The organism is Bacillus sp. AFS098217 (assembly GCF_002551815.1).
Classification (GTDB): domain Bacteria; phylum Bacillota; class Bacilli; order Bacillales; family Bacillaceae_G; genus Bacillus_A.
On sequence record NZ_NVPR01000016.1, the window covers coordinates 64,606 to 83,480 of the forward strand.

Below are 18,875 nucleotides of genomic sequence, written 5' to 3' on the forward strand. Positions count from 1 at the left end.
ATATTTATTTATGTCCAATCTAAATGAAGATATACATAATGAATTTAAAATTTATCGTAGGCTTTTTATTTTTCTTTCTTTTATTTTATGATAGGATAAAAAAAGATAAAGTGAACCTTGTGTTAATAAAGAGGATTTTACTTGCGGCTCGCGAGATGAATATACATATGAGATATTGGGAAATTATTACATAATGATGGTTTTTCAAAGAAATAAAGTGATTTTTCTTTTTATAGGTAATGGATTCCGTTATTCTTTAATTGGAAAATAACTGAAAGAGTATGGTTTGATAGCGGTTACTCAAACGAGTATATGTTTGTGATAATCGCTCGATAGATTGAAATAAAGGTAGTGACAACAAATGAGAGTAGTTTCTGGAAAATGTAAAGGGCATCCACTTAAAGCTGTGCCTGGTAATACAACGCGTCCAACAACAGATAAAGTAAAAGAATCTATCTTTAATATGATAGGTCCGTATTTTGAGGGAGGACTTGCCCTCGATTTATTTGGTGGTAGCGGAGGTCTTGGGATTGAAGCGCTTAGCAGGGGGATTGACAAAGCGATTTTTGTTGATCGAGATAATAAAGCTGTGAAGGTGATTCATCAAAATTTAGAAAGCTGCAAAGTACATGATCAAGCTGAAGTGTATAGAAATGATGCAGAACGTGCTGTGAAGGCGCTGATTAAACGCGAAATATCATTTGATCTCATATTGCTTGATCCACCGTATAAAGATCAAAAAATTGTTTCGTTAATTAGTATTATGGATCAGCATGGATTATTGAACAAAGATGGCTTAATTATGGCAGAACATGAGAATGACGTAGTCTTACCTGAGACAATAGGGGGACTTGTAAAGGTAAGAGAAGAAAATTATGGTATTACAGCAATTTCGATTTATAAGTATGAAGGTGAGGGAACTGAATGACAAGCATAGCGATTTCTTCAGGAAGCTTTGATCCGATAACTCTTGGACATTTGGATATTATTAAAAGAGGGGCAAAGGTATTTGATGAAGTATATGTTGTTGTTTTAAATAATTCATCTAAGAAACCATTCTTTTCAGTAGAAGAGCGCTTAGAGTTAATTCGAGAAGCAACACAAGATATTCCGAATGTAAAAGTTGATTCACACAGTGGATTGTTGGTTGAATATGCAAAAATGCGTAATGCTAATGCGATTTTGCGTGGTTTACGAGCAGTTTCTGACTTTGAATATGAGATGCAAATTACATCCATGAATCGAAAGTTAGATGAAAACATTGAAACCTTTTTTATTATGACAAATAATCAATATTCATTTTTAAGCTCAAGCATTGTGAAGGAAGTAGCTCGCTATGGAGGAAATGTAGCGGGTCTTGTTCCCCCTGTCGTCGAGCACGCTTTAAAAGAAAAGTTTCAAACCCCGTTAAAATGAACGGGGTTTTTCTTTATTTATTGTGCGTAAGAATAATAAAATCACATATAGATATAAACAAAACAGTGTAAAAATAGGTCCATAGTGAAGGGCTAATCCCCAAATTTTTTCAAGTATAGAAGAGTGATTTGATAAGAAAACAGGAATATCTTGTTGGGTAGGTGAGAAAGAATGCGATTTTTCATAAAGTGGTCCCCAAAATATAAAGGTATAGATGGGGGCGAGAATACTTTGGATAATTCGTGCGAAAAAGTACGGCTTAAAGCGAATGTCGGTATCTGCTAATATACTCGCTACTTGTGCTTGAATTGAAAGACCACTAAAAGCCAAGATAAAACTTGTTACCATTGCTTGTTCAAGTATCGTAGTTTCAGTGATCTGACTAATCATTTGACTCCCTAGTGTCATTTCGAAAAGACCTGATAAAATGGGAATACTAAAATGAGGTGACAGTTGGAAACAAGATAAAATATGTTGCATAATAAAAGCGAGCGCTGCTGTTAGTTGGAAGACTGTAATCATTTTATTTAGAACTGAAAATAAAACAATGAATCCGCCGATCATAAGTAAAGTTTGAATAGAGGAAATAATAGCATCGCCAAGTAGTTTTCCAATTGGTCTTTTTTCTTGTAAACGCGTCTCGTGAAGAACGGAAAAAGCGTTTTGTAAGGGGCGCTTCCGGATAGAGTGTTTGTCTTTTATATAAGTTTTGTTATTACCGTAAAACCGCATAAGTAATCCGACAGTAAAATTGCTAATATAATGTGCAGCAGCTAAGATAAAACCTAATTTCGGATTGTTAAAAAAACCGATAGAAACAGCTCCAAAAATAAATAATGGGTTAGAAGAGTTTGTAAAAGATACAAGGCGTTCAGCCTCAATTTGCGTTAGTTGATTACTTTGGCGTAATCTAGCGCTTAGTTTGGCGCCTGCAGGGAATCCGGAAGCCATTCCCATCGCCCAAACAAATCCGCCGATACCAGGAACGCGAAAGAGAGGGCGCATAAGCGGCTCTAAAATGACGCCGATAAACTTTACGACACCTATACTAATTAAAAGTTCTGCAAGGATAAAAAAAGGTAGTAGTGAGGGAAAGACAACTTCCCACCATATATTTAATCCGCGAATAGAAGCTTGCAAAGCGGCTTGGGGATGAAGTACAAGAGAAAGTGTTAGAAATATCATCATTATGGTGAGAAAAACTGTTTTCCATTTTTCATACATGTTACCAAATCCCCCTTTGTCCCAAAAAACGCTCATTTCAGTATACGTGGATACATGGCGAGTTTAGACCATAAGTATGAAAAAGGGAGTGAAAAAAATTTAAGGGTGAGAGAAATGAACGAACCGAAAATAGGCTTGGCTCTTGGATCTGGAGGTGCAAAAGGCTTTGCGCATGTGGGGATTATTAAAGTATTACGTGAAGCGAATATTCCTATTGATATGATTGCAGGAAGTAGCATAGGAGCATTAATTGGGACATTTTATGCGGCAAGTTGCAACGTTGAGAGACTCTACCGATTGGCGACTGTATTTAAAAGAAAGTATTATTTGGATTTTACTGTACCGAAAATGGGATTTATTTCTGGAAAACGTGTAAAAGATATGATTAAAATGTTTACATACAATAAAAAATTAGAAGAGTTAGATATCCCAACTGCAGTTGTGGCCACTGACATTTTAAAGGGGGAAAAAGTTGTATTTACAAGCGGTTCTATTGCAGACGCAGTGAGAGCGAGTATCTCTGTGCCAGGAGTGTTTGTACCGGAGAAAATAGATGGTCGTTTATTAGTGGATGGTGGGGTGATTGATCGTATCCCTGTATCCGTTGTCAAAGAGTTAGGCGCTGACATTGTAATCGCTGTAGATGTATCTCCGATTAAGATCAATGGCGAAGTGACCTCTATCTATGATGTGATTATGCAAAGTATTGAAATTATGCAGCATGAGCTCATTGTCAATCGACAAATTGCATCGGATTTAATGATGCGTCCAGCAGTAGAGCGGTTTAGTTCACGTGCTTTTACGAATATTGAAGACATTATTCAAGTAGGAGAAGAAGAAGCGGAAAAACATATTCAAGATATTTACTTACTAATTGAACAGTGGAAGGAGAAAAATAATGTTTAAGCGTTTTCGGTTTATATATGCAATCCTAATAGGGGTTATATTGGCGATGTTACTTGTGTACGTACGCCTTCCGTATTATGTAACAAAACCAGGTATGGCAGCGAAATTAACGCCATATGTACAAGTTGAAGGAGGAAAGAAAGAGTCTGGAGATTTTATGCTCGTAACCGTTTCGATGGGGCCTGCAAATGTGGTGAATTTAATAGCTGCACAATTTAATAAATATAATCATATTTCGAAAGCGGAAGAAATATTGCAAAAAGGTGAAAGTGATGAAGAATATCAATTTCGCCAAGAATATGCGATGAAAGATTCTCAAAACGCAGCCATTTATAATGCGTATAAGCGAGCGAATCGTTCAGTTTCCTTTCAAAACAAGGGGGTTTTAGTTGCTGGGATTGCGAAAAATATGCCATCAGAAGGAAAGTTAAAGCTAGGTGATGTCATTGTAAGTGTTGATGGACATCCTTTTGAAACAATAGATCAATTTGTGGAATATATGGCGGGTAAAAAAGAAGGCGATGTAGTAAGTGTTGAGTACATTCGAGGTGGAAAACATTCTACGGAAAAATTAACGCTAAAACAAATTCCTGATGGCAAGGGGCGTGTTGGTATTGGCGTTTCCATTGTTACTGAAAGGGAATTAGCAGTAGATCCAAAGGTGAAAATCGATTCACATGAAATTGGGGGACCATCAGCAGGATTAATGTTTACATTGGAAATTTATAATCAATTGACTGAAAAGGATATGACAAAAGGTCATGAGATTGCTGGAACGGGAACCATTAATGAAAAAGGAGAAATTGGTCCGATTGGTGGGATTCAACAAAAGGTTGTAGCTGCTAGTGATGCAGGAGCCGAAATATTCTTTGCACCAAATGAAAAAGGGGCAGAGAAATCGAATTATAAAGATGCTCTTGAAGCGGCGAAGGATATTAAGACGAAAATGAAAATCGTACCGGTAGATACATTGGATGATGCATTAGCGTATTTAGAAAAAATGCCAGAAAAAAAATAAACCTCTCGCTTCAGAGAGGTTTACTTTTTTTTGGTGTAATTCCTCTAATTTCAAACACAAGCAACGCAGTTGGATAGAAAAGAACTACCCGATGTTAGGGGCTTTATAGGAACCTTACAGTTGTTTCATCATATCGGATTGGATGTTGTATGATATCTTGTTGTATACATTTCATACGGAAAGGTTCTTGTAACACAGAAAGATAAACAGCGTTTGCTTTTCGTTCTATATCTAAAATTGGATGCTGGAATGTCTTTGTATGAGTAAGGATTGGAAGTTCTATTTTCTTTTTATTTTTGGAAATATAAGATTGTCCTTTTTGTGACATACCAAGCAGTCGAATATATGGTGCATGTTGCTCTATACTCGCTCGTGCCATGTCTTTTTTTGTTGTATTGGTTAAAATATGTGTACAAGCTCGTTGTAATCTAGTCCACGTATACCGCTTTGTTTTTAATGCTTCCATGAACGTAAGAAATGATGAAGAATTATGTATTTTTGATAAAATACGATGCTCTAAACCTTCTTCGATTTCATATATATGTTGTAGTTCCTGAAGAGACATTGTCAGGAGCTTGTATTTGAAAAATGAAAAATACTTTTCCCAGTTATGTAACATACCGTATGTTTGCTTGTAGTCTGCTAAAAGTGAGGAAGTCGTATTCGGAACGAAAGGCTCAATATCTGTAAATGAACTGCTTTCGCTAAACAGTTGTTTACGAATACTTGTTGCACTTGCAATATGTTGATCTTGAAAGGTTTCGTCGTGATAATGGGATGCGAACCTTTTTATAGTTTGTGCATATATGGAACTTTTTTGTGAAAGAATTGCCTCGATGTAATGTAAGCCTAAAATGTTATTCGGCTGTGACATATCTACAGTGTTTTCATGCGATGAAATATGTAAAAAGGCTTCAGATGTAGCTTTTGCGTAACTATTACCTGCATTCATAAATTGTTGTATGAGGCGATCAAAAGTATCCTTTTCTTTCTTTCGTAAAGAGATGGTGTTATAGAAATGTTCTGCTTTTCCATCTTCACTGCCGAAGCAAATTTCAGACACGCCAAGAGCATCTAAAATGGAAATCGCTCCATTTGCAAATGTTTCAGCTTTTTGAGTTGCAAACGCATAAGGGAGTTCGACAACAAGATCAACGCCACCCGCTAAAGCCATCTTTGTTCGATACCATTTTGATACGAGAGCTGGCTCGCCGCGTTGTAAAAAAGGGCCACTCATGACGGCAATTGTAACATCAGACTGTGTTAAGTTTTTTGTTTGTTGCACATGATAAGCATGACCGTTATGAAAGGGGTTATATTCAACAACAATACCGCTTGCCTTTATGATAATCTCTCCTTTCGGTGTAGCATCTTTTCTAAAAACATGATACTCTATATATTATTTACTATAATGACTCCATTATAGTGTAAAGAAAAAACATTGACAAATATAAAATGGCTAGCTATAATTTTGTTTGTTGCCTTGAGGTGATATGATATGAAATGGTCCATCCATCAATTAAACAAATTGAGACATAAAGGATTGACATTAGATGAGATGGTAGATGTAAGTGAGCTAAAAGAAGTCGAGAAAGAAATTCGTGAAATTCACCCTGTCCATGTAACAGGTAGAGTTGATTTTGGCTCCGGTAAGTTTACGTTTCATCTACATATAACTGGAAGCATGGTTTTACCATGTTCTCGCTCTTTAGTAGATGTGACATTACCATTTGACATTAAAACAACTGAGGTGTTCCAAACTTCAGAAGAAGAGTATGAAACGGAAGCTGAAATCCATTGTTTAGAAGGAGAAGTACTTGACTTACTCCCTATAATCAAGGAAAATATACTTTTGGAGATTCCAATGCAAATTTTCAGTGATGATGTTTCCGGTGGAGCACCGACGCAAGGTCAAGACTGGCAAGTGATTTCGGAAGAAAGCAAAGAAAAGCCTGTTGATCCACGATTAGCAGGACTTGCGAAGTTTTTTGACAAATAATCGGAAGACTGGTTCAGGCCTTCATATGAAAATAACTATTTCTTTTAAGGAGGTGGGAAGAATGGCTGTACCTTTTAGAAGAACTTCTAAAACAGTAAAAAGAAAGCGTCGCACGCATTTCAAATTATCAGTACCTGGTATGGTAGAGTGCCCAAGCTGTGGTGAAGCGAAATTAGCTCACCGTGTATGTAAAGCATGCGGTACTTACAAAGGTAAAGAAGTAATCAGCAAGTAATTGCAAAAAATAAACGTAGAAGAGTATCTTCTACGTTTATTTTTTTTGTCTTTTTCTATTAAGAAGAATGAAAAGTTTTTTGCCATTTTCCTCAAACATAACTTTGTGAAGGAAAGGGAGAGATGAGGATTGTGAACCTTTTAGTAGAACATAAAGAAGCGGTAATATGGATTACATTAAATCGGCCGAAACATCATGATGCAATTAATGGTGAAATGATGGATGCATTAGAAAAAGTGATACAAGACATTAGATAAGAAGATGGGCTGAAGTGTGTAGTCATTTTGTGCAGAATGTGCACGGTTATGGGAATTGGAAGAGCATAGGCGAGCGATTGTTACAACTTTAAAGAAATAGAAAAAGATATTCTTTGCATGTTGGCATTCTATCTTTTCTAGTAACTGCATATGTTTAATAAAAAATGCATAAGGAGGACTAGAAAGATGGCGACAACACGACAAGATGCATGGAATGATGATGAAGATTTGCTTCTGGCAGAAGTAGTACTCCGGCATATTCGAGAAGGAGGAACGCAACTTTCCGCCTTTAAAGAGGTAGGTAGGAATTTATCTCGTACACCTGCAGCCTGTGGCTTCAGATGGAATTCTTACGTTAGAAAGCAGTATAAAGAACGTATTGAAGAAGCGAAACAAATTCGCAAGGTAGAGAATTATGAAGTGAAGCAACCGAAAGTGGTAGAAAATTCATCTATGTCTATTACATTGAATGATGTTATTGATTTCTTACAAAAATATAAAGATGAAAAAGAATCAAAAGTATTGCAACAGAAAATTGAATTACTGCAAAAGGAGAAAGAATGGCTTCTTCAGCGTTTAGCGGTATATGAGGAAGAGTATCGAACTTTGCTTGACTATATTGATCAAAAAAGAAGTGTAATGGTACTAGAGGTAAAAGAAAAAGATGCTGTTCATGAGCATGAAATATTAGAAAAGTTAAAAAAATAAAAACAGCTGAGTAACAGCTGTTTTTATTTTTATCCCGCTATTAACAAGCAGTAAGCTTGCTGCTCGTTAATAATCAGTAGACGATGAACACTGATTAAAGTGTCCTCTTACGCAGATTCTTCGTTTGTAACCGCATTCAAATTAGTTTCTGGGTACCAAATATAAAATTCGCCATCAGTCGTTGTTGTTTTTTGGAAATTTAGTTTATCCCAAAATGCGGCAGATTGAATGCGTGCTGTTGTTTTAATAGGAAATTGCAGTTGTTTCACATAATTAACAAGCATTTGACCGAAACCTTGCTTTTGGAAGCTTGGTAATACTTCAAGTTTGGAAAGCTCTACGTAAGATCCTGTAATTTCAAGGTTTGCCTCACCACGTCTTCTCATGTACAAACTCATACGTGCGATAAGAGATCCACCGTAATAAATGCCGTAAAATGGGGATTCGCTATCGTTTTCAATAATATTTGCTTGTAATTCTTCAAACATAGAGAGTTCTTGAGCACCACAGCCTTTGAATTTTTTGAATTCATCTAATGTTTTATAGTTGATGAGCAAGCGCTCAACTTTTGGGAATGTCATTTCACCACGTCCTTTTCTTGTCTTGTAAATAAAGAAAAGTATAAATATTTTCAATAATATTATAACTCATTTTTTCATTTTTATGAAGAACATAGAAAATTTCTTTCGGTATTTTTGGAAAATTTGCTACACTGGAATATGAAATGTATTGGTAATCAATATATACATGTAAGAGAAGAAGCTATGTTTGGTGAATGATAAATAGGATATAATCAATGTTATAGCAATACATATTAGATGGGGGGAGTCAAGGGCTCTGAATGGACTACAAGATATTTTTATATCTAGTGATTTAGGAGAGGCTCTTGCGTGAAGAGAAATGAAGATTGGAATTGTTGGCCCGGGAGCCATTGGTCTACTTTATGCATTTTATTTTAAAAAAAATGGGCAAGATGTTACATTGTTTACAAGAACATTTGAGCAAGCAGAAAGAATAATGCAGACGGGGATAACGTGCATTCGAAATGGAAAACGAGAAACTGTATTTCCGAATGTTTTGCCATTAGAAAATGTGTTAGGTGAGAGATTGGATTATACATTCATTGCTGTAAAACAGTATCATTTAACTGATATACTGCCTTTTATAACTGAACAACAACAACTAATCTTTTTGCAAAATGGGATGTCTCATCTTCAAGTCATGCAAAAATTACAGTGTGACAATATAGCTGTAGGTATTGTAGAACATGGAGCAAAAAAGGTGAATGAACATACAGTACATCATACCGGGATAGGTGTTACAAAGTTTGGTCTGGTACGTGGTAATCATGTTCCATTTGAAGCGGTATTCAATTGTTTTTCTTCTCAATTGTTTTCGTTACAAGTAGAGAATGATTGGAAACAGACAATGTACAATAAATTGGTAGTGAATGTATGTATTAATCCTTTAACAGCGCTGTTTGGAGTGCAAAACGGAGAATTATTATCAAATCCATTTTTTTATCAAGCAATGAAGCAGGTATTTAATGAAGTTATATTTCTTATTAGAGAGGAAAAAAAAGAAGAGCTGTGGCGAATGGTTTGTCGTGTGTGTGAAAAAACGTCTAGTAATACATCTTCCATGTTAGCTGATGTGAAGGGAAAGCGAAAAACAGAAATTGACGCTATTGTTGGTTATGTGTTGGGGGAAGCGAAGAAACAGCAAAAACAAGTACCTACACTTCAATTTTTGTATAACGCAATAAGAGGATTAGAGCGGTAAGGTATATTCTTTGCTTTTGCATCAAACATTGACTACAATGTGGATTGGTGAGAGAACAGGATACGAAAGGAAGAATTATATGGAGATAAAAGAAATCTCTGTTCCGCTACAAGGTGTTGCGGCGGACTATAGGAAGGGCGAAAAAGAGATACAGGCATGTTTTGACTATCAGTTAACAGAAGATGGATTTAAACAACGTCTGCATGATTTACGTGATAAAAAGTTTTTCCGTCAAGATTTGGTGGAGCATTTATTAAAATATAATACACAGTTACATGCTGGAGAATATACGCTTCGTAATATAGAAGCGCTTGCAGATGAAAATACATATGTTGTTATCGGAGGACAACAAGCTGGACTATTAACAGGACCACTCTATACAGTGCATAAAATTATTTCGATATTACAGCTTGCGAAAGAGAAAGAAGCAAGTCTAGGGGTTCGAGTTGTTCCTGTTTTTTGGATTGCTGGTGAAGATCATGACATTGATGAAATTAATCATACATTTGTAACAAAAAATAAAAAAATAAAAAAGATGATTTTTCATGATCGTCATCCTAAAAAGGTAAGTGCTTCTGAATCGGATCTTTCAATTGAAGACTGCAGAAAGTGGATCGATGAGATTTTTAAAACGTATCCAGAAACAAATTTTACAAAAGATGTATTACAATTCGTTGAGGATGCCTTGCAGAAGTCTCGGACATATGTAGATTTCTTCGCACACCTCATTATGAAGCTGTTTACAGATACAGGCTTGATTCTTGTCGATTCACATCATCCAGCACTTAGGAAATTAGAAGTTTCCTTTTTTAAACAAATTATAAGCCAATATAAAGCAGTTCAGGAAGCTCTTCATAGTCAACAGCAGATTATTAGAGAACAAGGGTATAAGCCAATTATTGAAACCAAATCAAATGCAATACATGTATTTATGCAAATTGACGAAGAGCGTGTATTGTTAGAAGAAGAGAATGGGAAATTTGTTGGGCAAGATGGTACGTATTCATTTTCGTATGAAGAATTGATAGGGGAAATGGAAAGAAATCCAGAGCGATTTAGCAATAATGTTGTAACTAGGCCGCTTATGCAGGAATATATTTTCCCAACATTAGCGTTTATTGGAGGGCCAGGTGAGATTGCGTACTGGAGTGAATTACAGCAAGTATTTCATGTGTTTGGTTTCCAAATGCCTCCGGTTGTTCCGCGTCTTACAATTAGCTATATGGAACGGAATATTATAACAGATTTATATGATCTACATTTACAAGAAAGTGATCCGTTTGTAAAAGATATAGGTGAAATACGTGAAAACTGGCTGTCTAATCAAATAGAAGAGCCAATAGAAGAGCAATTCCTTGAAGCGAAAAAGGGAATGATGGAAATTCACACATCCTTACAACAGTTTGTAAAAAGGATAGATCCTGGTTTAAATGATTTTGCTGGAGAAAATGAGCGGAAAATTAAAGAACAAATTGAATTGTTAGAAAGAATGTTAAAACGAAATGTTGAGAAAAAACATGAAGTTGAGTTGAATAAATTTCGCCGTCTACAATTTGCGCTTCGTCCACTAGGAGCGCCGCAAGAACGAGTATGGAATATATGTTATTATTTAAATCAGTTCGGTCTTGATTTTGTTCAAAGAGTGATGGAGCAGTCTTATTCTTGGGATGGAAAGCATCACGTTATAAAACTATAAAATCTTGCTCTTCGGAGCAGGATTTTATTTTTGTTCTGTGGAATTACCTGTAAAATAATAATTTTCTGAATTATATGATTAGATGACTGAATAGTGCTCATAATAAATAAAATAAACATATATGACAAAATAGCACAAAATGTAAACGTATTATTATGTTTTTCGACATGTTTTTATTTAAATTCCCGCAAAAAATGATAAAATTTAGTATATAATAAATTAAAGCTGCGATCAGTGGATAATCCTTTTCACTAATGGTGAGTTGAATGAGTCGCACTTTAACATTGTTTATTTTTCCAGCTTATATATATTAGCTAGGAGAAAGAAGTGCGTTCAGCATAATTATTTGGAAAAAGAGTAGGTGCAACGATGTTTAAACACGTAACAGTGCTTTTAAAAGAAACAGTAGATGGCTTAGATATAAAGCCAGATGGTACATATGTAGATTGTACGTTAGGTGGCGGCGGTCATAGTTCTTATCTATTATCCCAGCTAACGGAAGGGGGAAAGTTAATTGCATTTGATCAAGATGAGATTGCGATTCAAAATGCAAAAGAAAAATTTTCTTCTTATGGTGATCAATTTGTAACAGTGAAGAGTAACTTTCGTTATTTATCAGAAAAGCTACATGAATTAGGTATTACAGAAGTAGATGGGATTTTATTTGATTTAGGCGTTTCTTCCCCTCAATTAGATACACCAGAGCGTGGTTTTAGTTACCATCATGATGCGCCGTTAGATATGCGGATGGATCAAGATGCCCCGTTAACAGCATATGATGTTGTGAACAGCTGGTCATATGAACAACTCGTAAGAATTTTCTTCCAATATGGTGAAGAGAAATTTTCAAAACAAATTGCAAGAAAAATTGAAGCGTATCGTGAGAGTAAGGCAATTGAAACGACAGGGGAGTTAGTGGAGTTAATTAAAGAAGGAATTCCTGCTCCAGCTCGTAGAACAGGTGGACATCCTGCAAAACGAGTATTTCAAGCGATTCGTATTGCTGTAAATGATGAATTGAAAGTATTTGAGGAAGCATTGGAATCTGCAATTGAAATGGTCAAGCCTGGCGGAAGAATTAGTGTGATTACATTCCATTCGTTAGAAGATCGTATTTGTAAAACAACATTTAAACGAAATAGTACAACACCACAGCTTCCTCCTGGATTACCAATTATTCCTGATGAGTTTAAGCCGAAACTAAAGCTTATCACAAGAAAGCCGCTTTTACCTTCTGATGTAGAGTTAGAAGAAAATAATCGTGCGCGTTCTGCGAAGTTACGGATCGCCGAAAAACGATAAAAGGAGAGAGAGGTATGACAAATTTAGCTGTAAAGTACAAACAACAAGCGCAAGAACAGGTACAGTTACAATCTCAAGTTCCACAGCAGATGGTACAACCAAAAGCTAAAGCGAAGATTACAAGAATTGAGAAACTGTTGTATGTAGCTTTTATTGGCTTTTTATTATATGCCTGTGTAGCTTTTATTGGTAATAAGGCTGGATTATACCAAGTTGATGCAGAAGCAGCAAATATAGAGGATACAATTGTGAAACAACAAAAAGAAAATCAAGAATTACAAGCTGAAGTAGAAAAATTAAGTCGCTATGAGCGTATCGCTGAAATTGCAAAAAAACACGGGCTAGAAATTAACGCGAATAATGTAAAAGGCCTACAATAAATAGGTGTGAAACAAATATGAAGATGAATATGAACAAACTTCATACGAATAAGGGAGCAGGTTACTTTATGATATTTTTCCTCCTGCTCTTTTTGCTGTTGCTAGCCCGATTCTTTTATATTCAAGCAACAGGAACAGTGCATAATCAGGACTTAGAGAAACTTGCCCAAGATAAACATAGTAAAACAGGTATACTTGAAGCGAACCGTGGAACGATTTATGACCAAAATGGACATGTGTTAGCACAAGATGCGAACTCCTATAAGCTTGTCGCAACGTTGAAAGGCGAAAAGCCTGTACAAGATAAAGAGGATGCTGCTAAAAAGATTGCAGGTGTACTCGGAGCGAGCGAAGGTGAAATTTTAGCCACTTTAAAAAAAGATAAGAACCAAGTAGAGTTTGGAACGATAGGAAAGAACTTGACGAAAGAGAAGAAAGAACAAATAGAAGCTCTTAACATACAAGGGATTTCATTTGTTACCGAAAAAGCAAGAGTGTATCCGAATGGAGACTTTGCGTCTTATGTATTAGGTTATGCAAGACCAGATGATAAAGATGGTATTACAAAAGGAGAATATGGGTTAGAACAGAGTTTAGACAAATTTTTACGTGCTTCTAATGGAAGTGTGGGATATACAGGGGGACGTAATGGAGTTCCTCTTGAAGGCGGAAAACAAAATATAAAACCGCCTAAAAATGGAGATAATGTGTATTTGACAATTGACCAGCGCATTCAAAGCTTTTTGGAAAATGCGATGAAAGCGGCGGAGAAGCATTATGAACCTGAAATGTTAACTGCAGTTGTAGCAGATCCGAAAACTGGGAAAATATTAGCGATGTCTAGTAGTCCTAGTTTTGATCCCAATAAACCTGATGTTAAAAATTATTTAAATGTGCCAGTCGCAAATGCGTTTGAGCCAGGGTCGACGATGAAGATTTTCACATTGGCAGCAGCGATTAATGAAGGTAAATATAACGGTCAGGAATATTATCAGTCTGGTACATATTCAGTTGGAAATCGTAAAATAAAAGATCATAATGATGGTGTTGGCTGGGGATCTATTACGTTCGATGAAGGGGTTGAGCGTTCTTCGAACGTTGCATTTGCTATTTTAGGAGATCAAAAACTTGGACCAGACCTTTTCCGTCAATATATTCATAAATTTGGACTGGATGAAAAGACGGGGATTGATTTGCAAGGAGAAGTTGCGAATAAAATTGTATTTGATTCGCAAATTCAGCAAGTAACAACAGCGTTTGGGCAAGGTTCTACTGTCACTCCAATCCAACTTGTACAAGCTGCAACAGCGATTGCAAATGATGGGGAAATGATGAAACCTTACGTAATCGATCGAATTGTAGATCCAATAACAGAGAAGGCAGAATTACAGCATAAGCCAGAAGAGGTAGGGAAGCCGGTTTCAAAAGAAACAGCAGCACAAGTAAGACAGTTACTAGAACGTGTTGTTACATCACCGAAAGGAACAGGGAATGCCTACAAGATAGATGGATATTCGGTTGGTGGTAAAACAGGAACAGCACAAATTCCTGATGGAAAAGGTGGTTATATGACTGGAAGAGAGAATTATATTTTCTCATTCCTAGGTATGGCACCGATAGACGACCCTCAATTGATTGTCTATTTGGCAATTAAGAAACCGAAATTAAAAGATAATGAATACGGGGCACAACCACTTGCTGAAATATTTAAATCAGTAACAAAAGATAGTTTAGAGTATTTAAAGATTAAACCACAAGAAGTAAAAGATCCGAAGAAATATGTGAAAGAACAGCAAGCTGTTGTTCCAGATGTTACTGGAAAAGCGATGGAAGAGGCGGCGAAAGCGTTAGAGGAGAAAGAGAAATTCCGTCCAATTAGACTAGGTGAAGGTAAAGTGAAACAGCAAGTGCCAAAAGCAACTGAAAAAACATTGAAGGGCGATCGGATCTTCTTAGTAGGGGATAAACCGACAATGCCAAATATACAGGGCTGGGCACTGCGTGATGTTATGAATTTAGCAAAAACGTTAAATCTTAACTTGAAACCATCTGGTACAGGGTATGTAACAGAACAAAGTGTAGCGGAAGGAACATTGCTGCAACCTGGTACAGAATTAGCTGTAACACTTGTACCGCCACTTGAACCGCAGCAAGAGGCGGATAAACCTTAACATGAAAATAAAGAGTGGATATAAACGAAAGTAGACAGTTCTAATCAAATAGGTACAAGCATATATTGGAACAAGCTAGGCGTAAGGGAGGCTTGTTCCAATATGCGTGTGTCAAATGTAACTGTTAGGAAACGACTTATTTTTATACTGGTATCTGGGATACTTATTTTTACAATTATTGATATTCGTCTTGGATATGTGCAGTTTTTTCTTGGAAATATGTTGACAGATCGTGCGAAGGATTCGTGGAGTCGTAATATTACTTTTGAACCTGAGCGCGGGAAGATCTTAGATCGAAACGGTGTAGAGCTTGCAACAAATAAAAGTGCGCCAACTGTCTTTGTTGTACCGAGGCAAATTGAAAAACCAGCAGAGACTGCAGAGAAGTTAGCTGCAGTTTTAGGTGTGGACAAAGAGGAAATCTACAAGAGGGTTACAAAAAAAGAATCTATTGTAAGATTGGATAAAGGTGGAAGGAAAATTTCGCATGATAAGGCGAAAGAAGTACGTGGTTTAAGCTTAAAAGGTGTTTATATTGCTGAAGATTCTATTCGGTATTATCCATTCGGAAAATACTTATCGCACGTATTAGGGTTTGCTGGTAGTGATAATCAGGGGCTTATGGGACTTGAGGCGTATTATGATAAAGAATTAAATGGTGATAAAGGTCATGTCCGCTTTTTTGCAGATGCAAAAGGGCAACGTATGCCAAATGTTGGTGATGATTTTAAAAAACCAGAGGCTGGTCTGGATTTGAAATTAACAATCGATTCTCGTATCGAAACAATTATGGAAAGAGAGCTTAATATAGCAGAATCCACTTATAATCCAGACGGTATGATTGCAATTGCTATGAATCCGAAGAATGGTGAAATTTTAGGGATGTCGAGTCGTCCAAGTTTTGATCCGGCAGATTTTCAGAGTGTTTCACCAGAGGTGTTTAATCGAAACTTGCCTGTATGGAGTACATATGAGCCAGGATCGACTTTTAAAATCATTACATTGGCAGCTGCTTTAAATGAAAAATTAGTAGACTTAGAGAAAGATACGTTTTATGATGATGGAGCAGCTGAAGTTGGTGGTGCTAGGCTACGTTGTTGGAAAGCTGGTGGGCATGGTAGTCAAACGTTTTTAGAAGTTGTCCAAAACTCTTGTAACCCAGGTTTTATTGAGCTTGGTGATCGGCTTGGAAAAGAGAAGTTATTCCAATACATTCGGGATTTTGGTTTCGGACAGAAGACAGGGATTGACCTGCAAGGAGAAGGAAAAGGGATTTTATTTAACTTAGATAAGGTTGGTCCAGTTGAACAAGCGACGACTTCTTTTGGTCAAGGTGTTTCTGTTACACCAATTCAGCAAGTTGCTGCGGTAGCTGCAGCTGTAAATGGTGGAACGTTATATCAACCATATATTGCAAAGGAATTTGTTGATCCATCGAATAATCAGGTTGTAAGCAAGAAAACGCCAGTTGCAAAAAGAAAAGTTATTTCCAAGGAAACATCAGAGAAGGTTCGCTATGCGTTAGAGAATGTTGTAGCGAAAGGTTCTGGTAAAGGTGCATATATTGATGGTTATCGTGTTGGTGGAAAGACGGGGACTGCCCAAAAGGTAAAAGACGGAAAATACTTAGACAATAACTATATTGTATCTTTTATTGGATTTGCTCCAGCAGATGATCCGCAAATTGTAGTATATGTTGCAGTTGATAATCCGAAAGGAGTAACTCAATTTGGTGGGGTGGTTGCTGCACCAATTGTTGGAAATATACTTCGTGATGCGCTTCCTGCTATGGGAGTAGAGCCGAGAAAAGAGCAAGTTGAAAAAGAATATAAATGGGGCGATACGCCTACTGTAGAAGTTCCAGATTTAATTGGAATGAATAAGAAGGATTTACAAACACAGCTTGTAGATTTACAACTCGATGTAAGTGGTGAAGGAGAAAAGGTAATTAAACAATCACCAGAAGCGGGTGCTAAAGTAAAAGAGGGCTCAAAAATTAGAATTTACTTCGGTAATTAAAGGTAAGAGATTGTGTTTTATGATACAATTGGTGGAAGTTAGTTCAATATAGAAGACTTGTTTTCATAGAAATTTAATTTCTATGAAAATGCGATATATTTCTTCTGAAAATAAGGGCTAAGATGAAGTTGGTCAGTTGAGATGATTGTACGTCTCATTGATAAACAGGTCTATTTTCAGATCGTTAGGCAACAATCTTCCGTCTTAATTTTGAAGGCGGGAGATATGTATTGCCTATTAAGTAAGAGATAAATAAACAATGTAGAGAGGGTTTAGTGAAATGAAGTTGCACACACTTGTATCATGTTTGCATGATTTTCCAGTTGTTCCAAAAGAAAATCCAGAAATTACATCTATTGAAGCTGATTCACGTAAAGTGACAAATGGAAGCTTATTTGTATGTATGAAAGGGTATACGGTTGATAGCCATGATTTTGCTAAGCAAGCAGCCGCGCAAGGTGCGGCTGCTATTGTTGCGGAAAGACCGATTGATGTTGACGTTCCAGTTGTACTTGTGAAAAATACTTATCGTTCATTGGCAGTGCTAGCTGATTATTTTTATGAGCAGCCAACACACAAGTTGCACTTAATTGGGATTACAGGTACAAATGGAAAGACAACAACATCGCACATTATGGATGAGATTATGCGAGCGCACGGTCATAAAACAGGGCTAATTGGAACAATTAATATGAAAATCGGTGATGAAACATTCGAGGTGAAAAATACAACGCCAGATGCACTGACACTTCAACAAACGTTTCACCGTATGGTTGAGCAAAACGTAAATAGCGCAGTAATGGAAGTTTCTTCACATGCATTAGATCTTGGCCGTGTACATGGCTGCGATTATGATGTGGCAGTATTTACAAATTTAACACAAGATCATTTAGATTATCATAAGACGATGGAAGAATATAAACATGCAAAAGGTTTGCTTTTTGCACAGCTTGGTAATAGCTATCATCATAATCGTGAAAAGTATGCTGTGTTAAACAATGATGATCCAGCATCGGAAGAATATATAAGAAGTACAGCGGCTACGGTTATTACTTATGGAATTGATACACGTAGCGATGTTATGGCAAAGGATATTGTCATGACGAGCGGTGGTACAACATTTACTCTCGTTACACCTTATGAGAGTAAAAATATTACGATGAAATTAATAGGAAAGTTTAATGTATACAATGTTTTAGCGGCAACAGCAGCGTCTCTTGTTTCTGGTGTGGCTTTACAAATAATTATTGATGTTGTGAAAAGTTTAACTGGTGTTCCAGGACGTTTTGAAGTTGTGGATGGCGGACAGGATTATACAGTTATTGTCGATTATGCTCATACACCAGATAGTTTGGAAAATGTACTAACAACAGCGAAGCAATTTGCGAAAGGGAATGTGTACTGTATTGTTGGATGTGGTGGTGATCGTGACCGGACGAAAAGACCAATTATGGCGGGGGTTGCTACAGCATATGCAACGCATGCCATCTTGACTTCAGATAACCCAAGGAGTGAAGATCCACAAGCTATTTTGGATGATATGATAACTGGTGCAAAAGGGAATAATTATGAAGTAATTGTGGATCGAAAAGAAGCGATTTTCCATGCGATTTCTGAAGCGAAAGCGGAAGATATCATTATTATTGCTGGGAAAGGGCATGAAACGTATCAAATTATTGGAAAAGAAGTACATCATTTTGACGATCGTGAAATTGCTAAAGAAGCAATTTCGAATTGTTTAAACAACAAAGAATAACAACAT

General features: G+C 36.6%; 18 protein-coding genes. 15 read left to right on the plus strand and 3 right to left on the minus strand.

The genetic code is table 11. The annotated features are described in order from the left end of the window. Nucleotides 1-361: 361 nt before the first annotated feature. Nucleotides 362-928: a 16S rRNA (guanine(966)-N(2))-methyltransferase RsmD gene (gene rsmD, locus COO03_RS03290; protein ID WP_097895047.1), complete on the plus strand. Its 567-nt coding sequence runs from the start codon at nt 362-364 to the stop codon at nt 926-928. Then, nucleotides 925-1,416 (plus strand): pantetheine-phosphate adenylyltransferase, encoded by a 492-nt coding sequence (gene coaD, locus COO03_RS03295; protein ID WP_097895050.1) that lies wholly within the window; start codon nt 925-927, stop codon nt 1,414-1,416. The genes rsmD and coaD overlap by 4 nt, the downstream gene beginning before the upstream one ends. Here coaD and ylbJ read toward each other — a convergent pair. Beyond that, nucleotides 1,408-2,640, minus strand: a complete 1,233-nt coding sequence (gene ylbJ, locus COO03_RS03300) for a sporulation integral membrane protein YlbJ (protein WP_097895053.1) — start codon at nt 2,638-2,640, stop codon at nt 1,408-1,410. The genes coaD and ylbJ overlap by 9 nt on opposite strands. Nucleotides 2,641-2,754: 114 nt before the next feature. Here ylbJ and COO03_RS03305 point away from each other — a divergent pair, with 114 nt between their 5' ends. Continuing rightward, nucleotides 2,755-3,546, plus strand: coding sequence for a patatin-like phospholipase family protein (locus COO03_RS03305; protein ID WP_141523160.1), 792 nt, complete (start codon nt 2,755-2,757; stop codon nt 3,544-3,546). Further along, the gene (locus COO03_RS03310; protein WP_097895055.1) at nt 3,539-4,564 is read left to right on the plus strand and encodes a SepM family pheromone-processing serine protease; all 1,026 of its coding nucleotides are present in this window, start codon (nt 3,539-3,541) and stop codon (nt 4,562-4,564) included. The genes COO03_RS03305 and COO03_RS03310 overlap by 8 nt, the downstream gene beginning before the upstream one ends. 103 nt (nt 4,565-4,667) lie before the next feature. On the opposite strand, the gene COO03_RS03315 is transcribed toward COO03_RS03310, so the two are convergent. Further along, nucleotides 4,668-5,909, minus strand: coding sequence for a nucleotidyltransferase (locus tag COO03_RS03315; protein WP_141523159.1), 1,242 nt, complete (start codon nt 5,907-5,909; stop codon nt 4,668-4,670). A 153-nt stretch (nt 5,910-6,062) separates the two neighbouring features. On the opposite strand from COO03_RS03315, the gene COO03_RS03320 reads away from it, so the two are divergent. The 4 genes from COO03_RS03320 (at nt 6,063) to COO03_RS03330 (ending at nt 7,763) form a co-directional block, all read left to right on the plus strand. Continuing rightward, on the plus strand, nt 6,063-6,563 hold the full coding sequence (locus COO03_RS03320; protein ID WP_097895059.1) for a YceD family protein: 501 nt from the start codon (nt 6,063-6,065) through the stop codon (nt 6,561-6,563). A 61-nt stretch (nt 6,564-6,624) separates the two neighbouring features. Continuing rightward, the gene (gene rpmF, locus COO03_RS03325) at nt 6,625-6,798 is read left to right on the plus strand and encodes a 50S ribosomal protein L32 (RefSeq protein ID WP_001984764.1); all 174 of its coding nucleotides are present in this window, start codon (nt 6,625-6,627) and stop codon (nt 6,796-6,798) included. A 122-nt stretch (nt 6,799-6,920) separates the two neighbouring features. Beyond that, nucleotides 6,921-7,055 carry a hypothetical protein gene (locus COO03_RS27410; protein WP_255257249.1) on the plus strand — a complete coding sequence of 45 codons (135 nt, stop codon included), beginning with the start codon at nt 6,921-6,923 and terminating at the stop codon, nt 7,053-7,055. Nucleotides 7,056-7,241: 186 nt separating this feature from the next. After that, nucleotides 7,242-7,763: an RsfA family transcriptional regulator gene (locus COO03_RS03330; protein ID WP_097895062.1), complete on the plus strand. Its 522-nt coding sequence runs from the start codon at nt 7,242-7,244 to the stop codon at nt 7,761-7,763. Nucleotides 7,764-7,870: 107 nt separating this feature from the next. On the opposite strand, the gene COO03_RS03335 is transcribed toward COO03_RS03330, so the two are convergent. After that, nucleotides 7,871-8,344 carry an N-acetyltransferase gene (locus COO03_RS03335; RefSeq protein WP_097895065.1) on the minus strand — a complete coding sequence of 158 codons (474 nt, stop codon included), beginning with the start codon at nt 8,342-8,344 and terminating at the stop codon, nt 7,871-7,873. A gap of 319 nt (nt 8,345-8,663) precedes the next feature. Here COO03_RS03335 and panE point away from each other — a divergent pair, with 319 nt between their 5' ends. The 7 genes from panE (at nt 8,664) to COO03_RS03370 (ending at nt 18,869) form a co-directional block, all read left to right on the plus strand. Further along, nucleotides 8,664-9,545: a 2-dehydropantoate 2-reductase gene (gene panE, locus COO03_RS03340; RefSeq protein ID WP_097895067.1), complete on the plus strand. Its 882-nt coding sequence runs from the start codon at nt 8,664-8,666 to the stop codon at nt 9,543-9,545. 79 nt (nt 9,546-9,624) lie between these two features. Continuing rightward, complete coding sequence (gene bshC / locus COO03_RS03345) at nt 9,625-11,241, plus strand: bacillithiol biosynthesis cysteine-adding enzyme BshC (RefSeq protein WP_097895068.1); 1,617 nt, start codon at nt 9,625-9,627, stop codon at nt 11,239-11,241. Between the two features lie 369 nt (nt 11,242-11,610). Next, nucleotides 11,611-12,543: a 16S rRNA (cytosine(1402)-N(4))-methyltransferase RsmH gene (gene rsmH / locus COO03_RS03350; protein WP_097895070.1), complete on the plus strand. Its 933-nt coding sequence runs from the start codon at nt 11,611-11,613 to the stop codon at nt 12,541-12,543. 14 nt (nt 12,544-12,557) lie between these two features. Further along, nucleotides 12,558-12,923 (plus strand): cell division protein FtsL, encoded by a 366-nt coding sequence (ftsL, locus tag COO03_RS03355; RefSeq protein WP_097895071.1) that lies wholly within the window; start codon nt 12,558-12,560, stop codon nt 12,921-12,923. 17 nt (nt 12,924-12,940) lie between these two features. Continuing rightward, nucleotides 12,941-15,094 carry a penicillin-binding protein gene (locus tag COO03_RS03360; RefSeq protein ID WP_097895073.1) on the plus strand — a complete coding sequence of 718 codons (2,154 nt, stop codon included), beginning with the start codon at nt 12,941-12,943 and terminating at the stop codon, nt 15,092-15,094. Between the two features lie 102 nt (nt 15,095-15,196). After that, a complete protein-coding gene (locus COO03_RS03365) occupies nt 15,197-17,113 on the plus strand; it encodes a stage V sporulation protein D (RefSeq protein WP_097895075.1) in 1,917 nt (638 codons plus the stop codon). A gap of 280 nt (nt 17,114-17,393) precedes the next feature. Further along, complete coding sequence (locus tag COO03_RS03370) at nt 17,394-18,869, plus strand: UDP-N-acetylmuramoyl-L-alanyl-D-glutamate--2,6-diaminopimelate ligase (protein WP_097895077.1); 1,476 nt, start codon at nt 17,394-17,396, stop codon at nt 18,867-18,869. Nucleotides 18,870-18,875 lie beyond the last annotated feature (6 nt).

Bases quoted from the DNA above. Each gene is read 5' to 3' on its own strand.
- rsmD (WP_097895047.1), top strand. From the start codon at position 362: ATGAGAGTAGTTTCTGGAAAATGTAAAGGGCATCCACTTAAAGCTGTG.
- coaD (WP_097895050.1), top strand. From the start codon at position 925: ATGACAAGCATAGCGATTTCTTCAGGAAGCTTTGATCCGATAACTCTT.
- ylbJ (WP_097895053.1), bottom strand. From the start codon at position 2,640: ATGTATGAAAAATGGAAAACAGTTTTTCTCACCATAATGATGATATTT.
- COO03_RS03305 (WP_141523160.1), top strand. From the start codon at position 2,755: ATGAACGAACCGAAAATAGGCTTGGCTCTTGGATCTGGAGGTGCAAAA.
- COO03_RS03310 (WP_097895055.1), top strand. From the start codon at position 3,539: ATGTTTAAGCGTTTTCGGTTTATATATGCAATCCTAATAGGGGTTATA.
- COO03_RS03320 (WP_097895059.1), top strand. From the start codon at position 6,063: ATGAAATGGTCCATCCATCAATTAAACAAATTGAGACATAAAGGATTG.
- rpmF (WP_001984764.1), top strand. From the start codon at position 6,625: ATGGCTGTACCTTTTAGAAGAACTTCTAAAACAGTAAAAAGAAAGCGT.
- COO03_RS27410 (WP_255257249.1), top strand. From the start codon at position 6,921: ATGAGGATTGTGAACCTTTTAGTAGAACATAAAGAAGCGGTAATATGG.
- COO03_RS03330 (WP_097895062.1), top strand. From the start codon at position 7,242: ATGGCGACAACACGACAAGATGCATGGAATGATGATGAAGATTTGCTT.
- COO03_RS03335 (WP_097895065.1), bottom strand. From the start codon at position 8,344: ATGACATTCCCAAAAGTTGAGCGCTTGCTCATCAACTATAAAACATTA.
- panE (WP_097895067.1), top strand. From the start codon at position 8,664: ATGAAGATTGGAATTGTTGGCCCGGGAGCCATTGGTCTACTTTATGCA.
- bshC (WP_097895068.1), top strand. From the start codon at position 9,625: ATGGAGATAAAAGAAATCTCTGTTCCGCTACAAGGTGTTGCGGCGGAC.
- rsmH (WP_097895070.1), top strand. From the start codon at position 11,611: ATGTTTAAACACGTAACAGTGCTTTTAAAAGAAACAGTAGATGGCTTA.
- ftsL (WP_097895071.1), top strand. From the start codon at position 12,558: ATGACAAATTTAGCTGTAAAGTACAAACAACAAGCGCAAGAACAGGTA.
- COO03_RS03360 (WP_097895073.1), top strand. From the start codon at position 12,941: ATGAAGATGAATATGAACAAACTTCATACGAATAAGGGAGCAGGTTAC.
- COO03_RS03365 (WP_097895075.1), top strand. From the start codon at position 15,197: ATGCGTGTGTCAAATGTAACTGTTAGGAAACGACTTATTTTTATACTG.
- COO03_RS03370 (WP_097895077.1), top strand. From the start codon at position 17,394: ATGAAGTTGCACACACTTGTATCATGTTTGCATGATTTTCCAGTTGTT.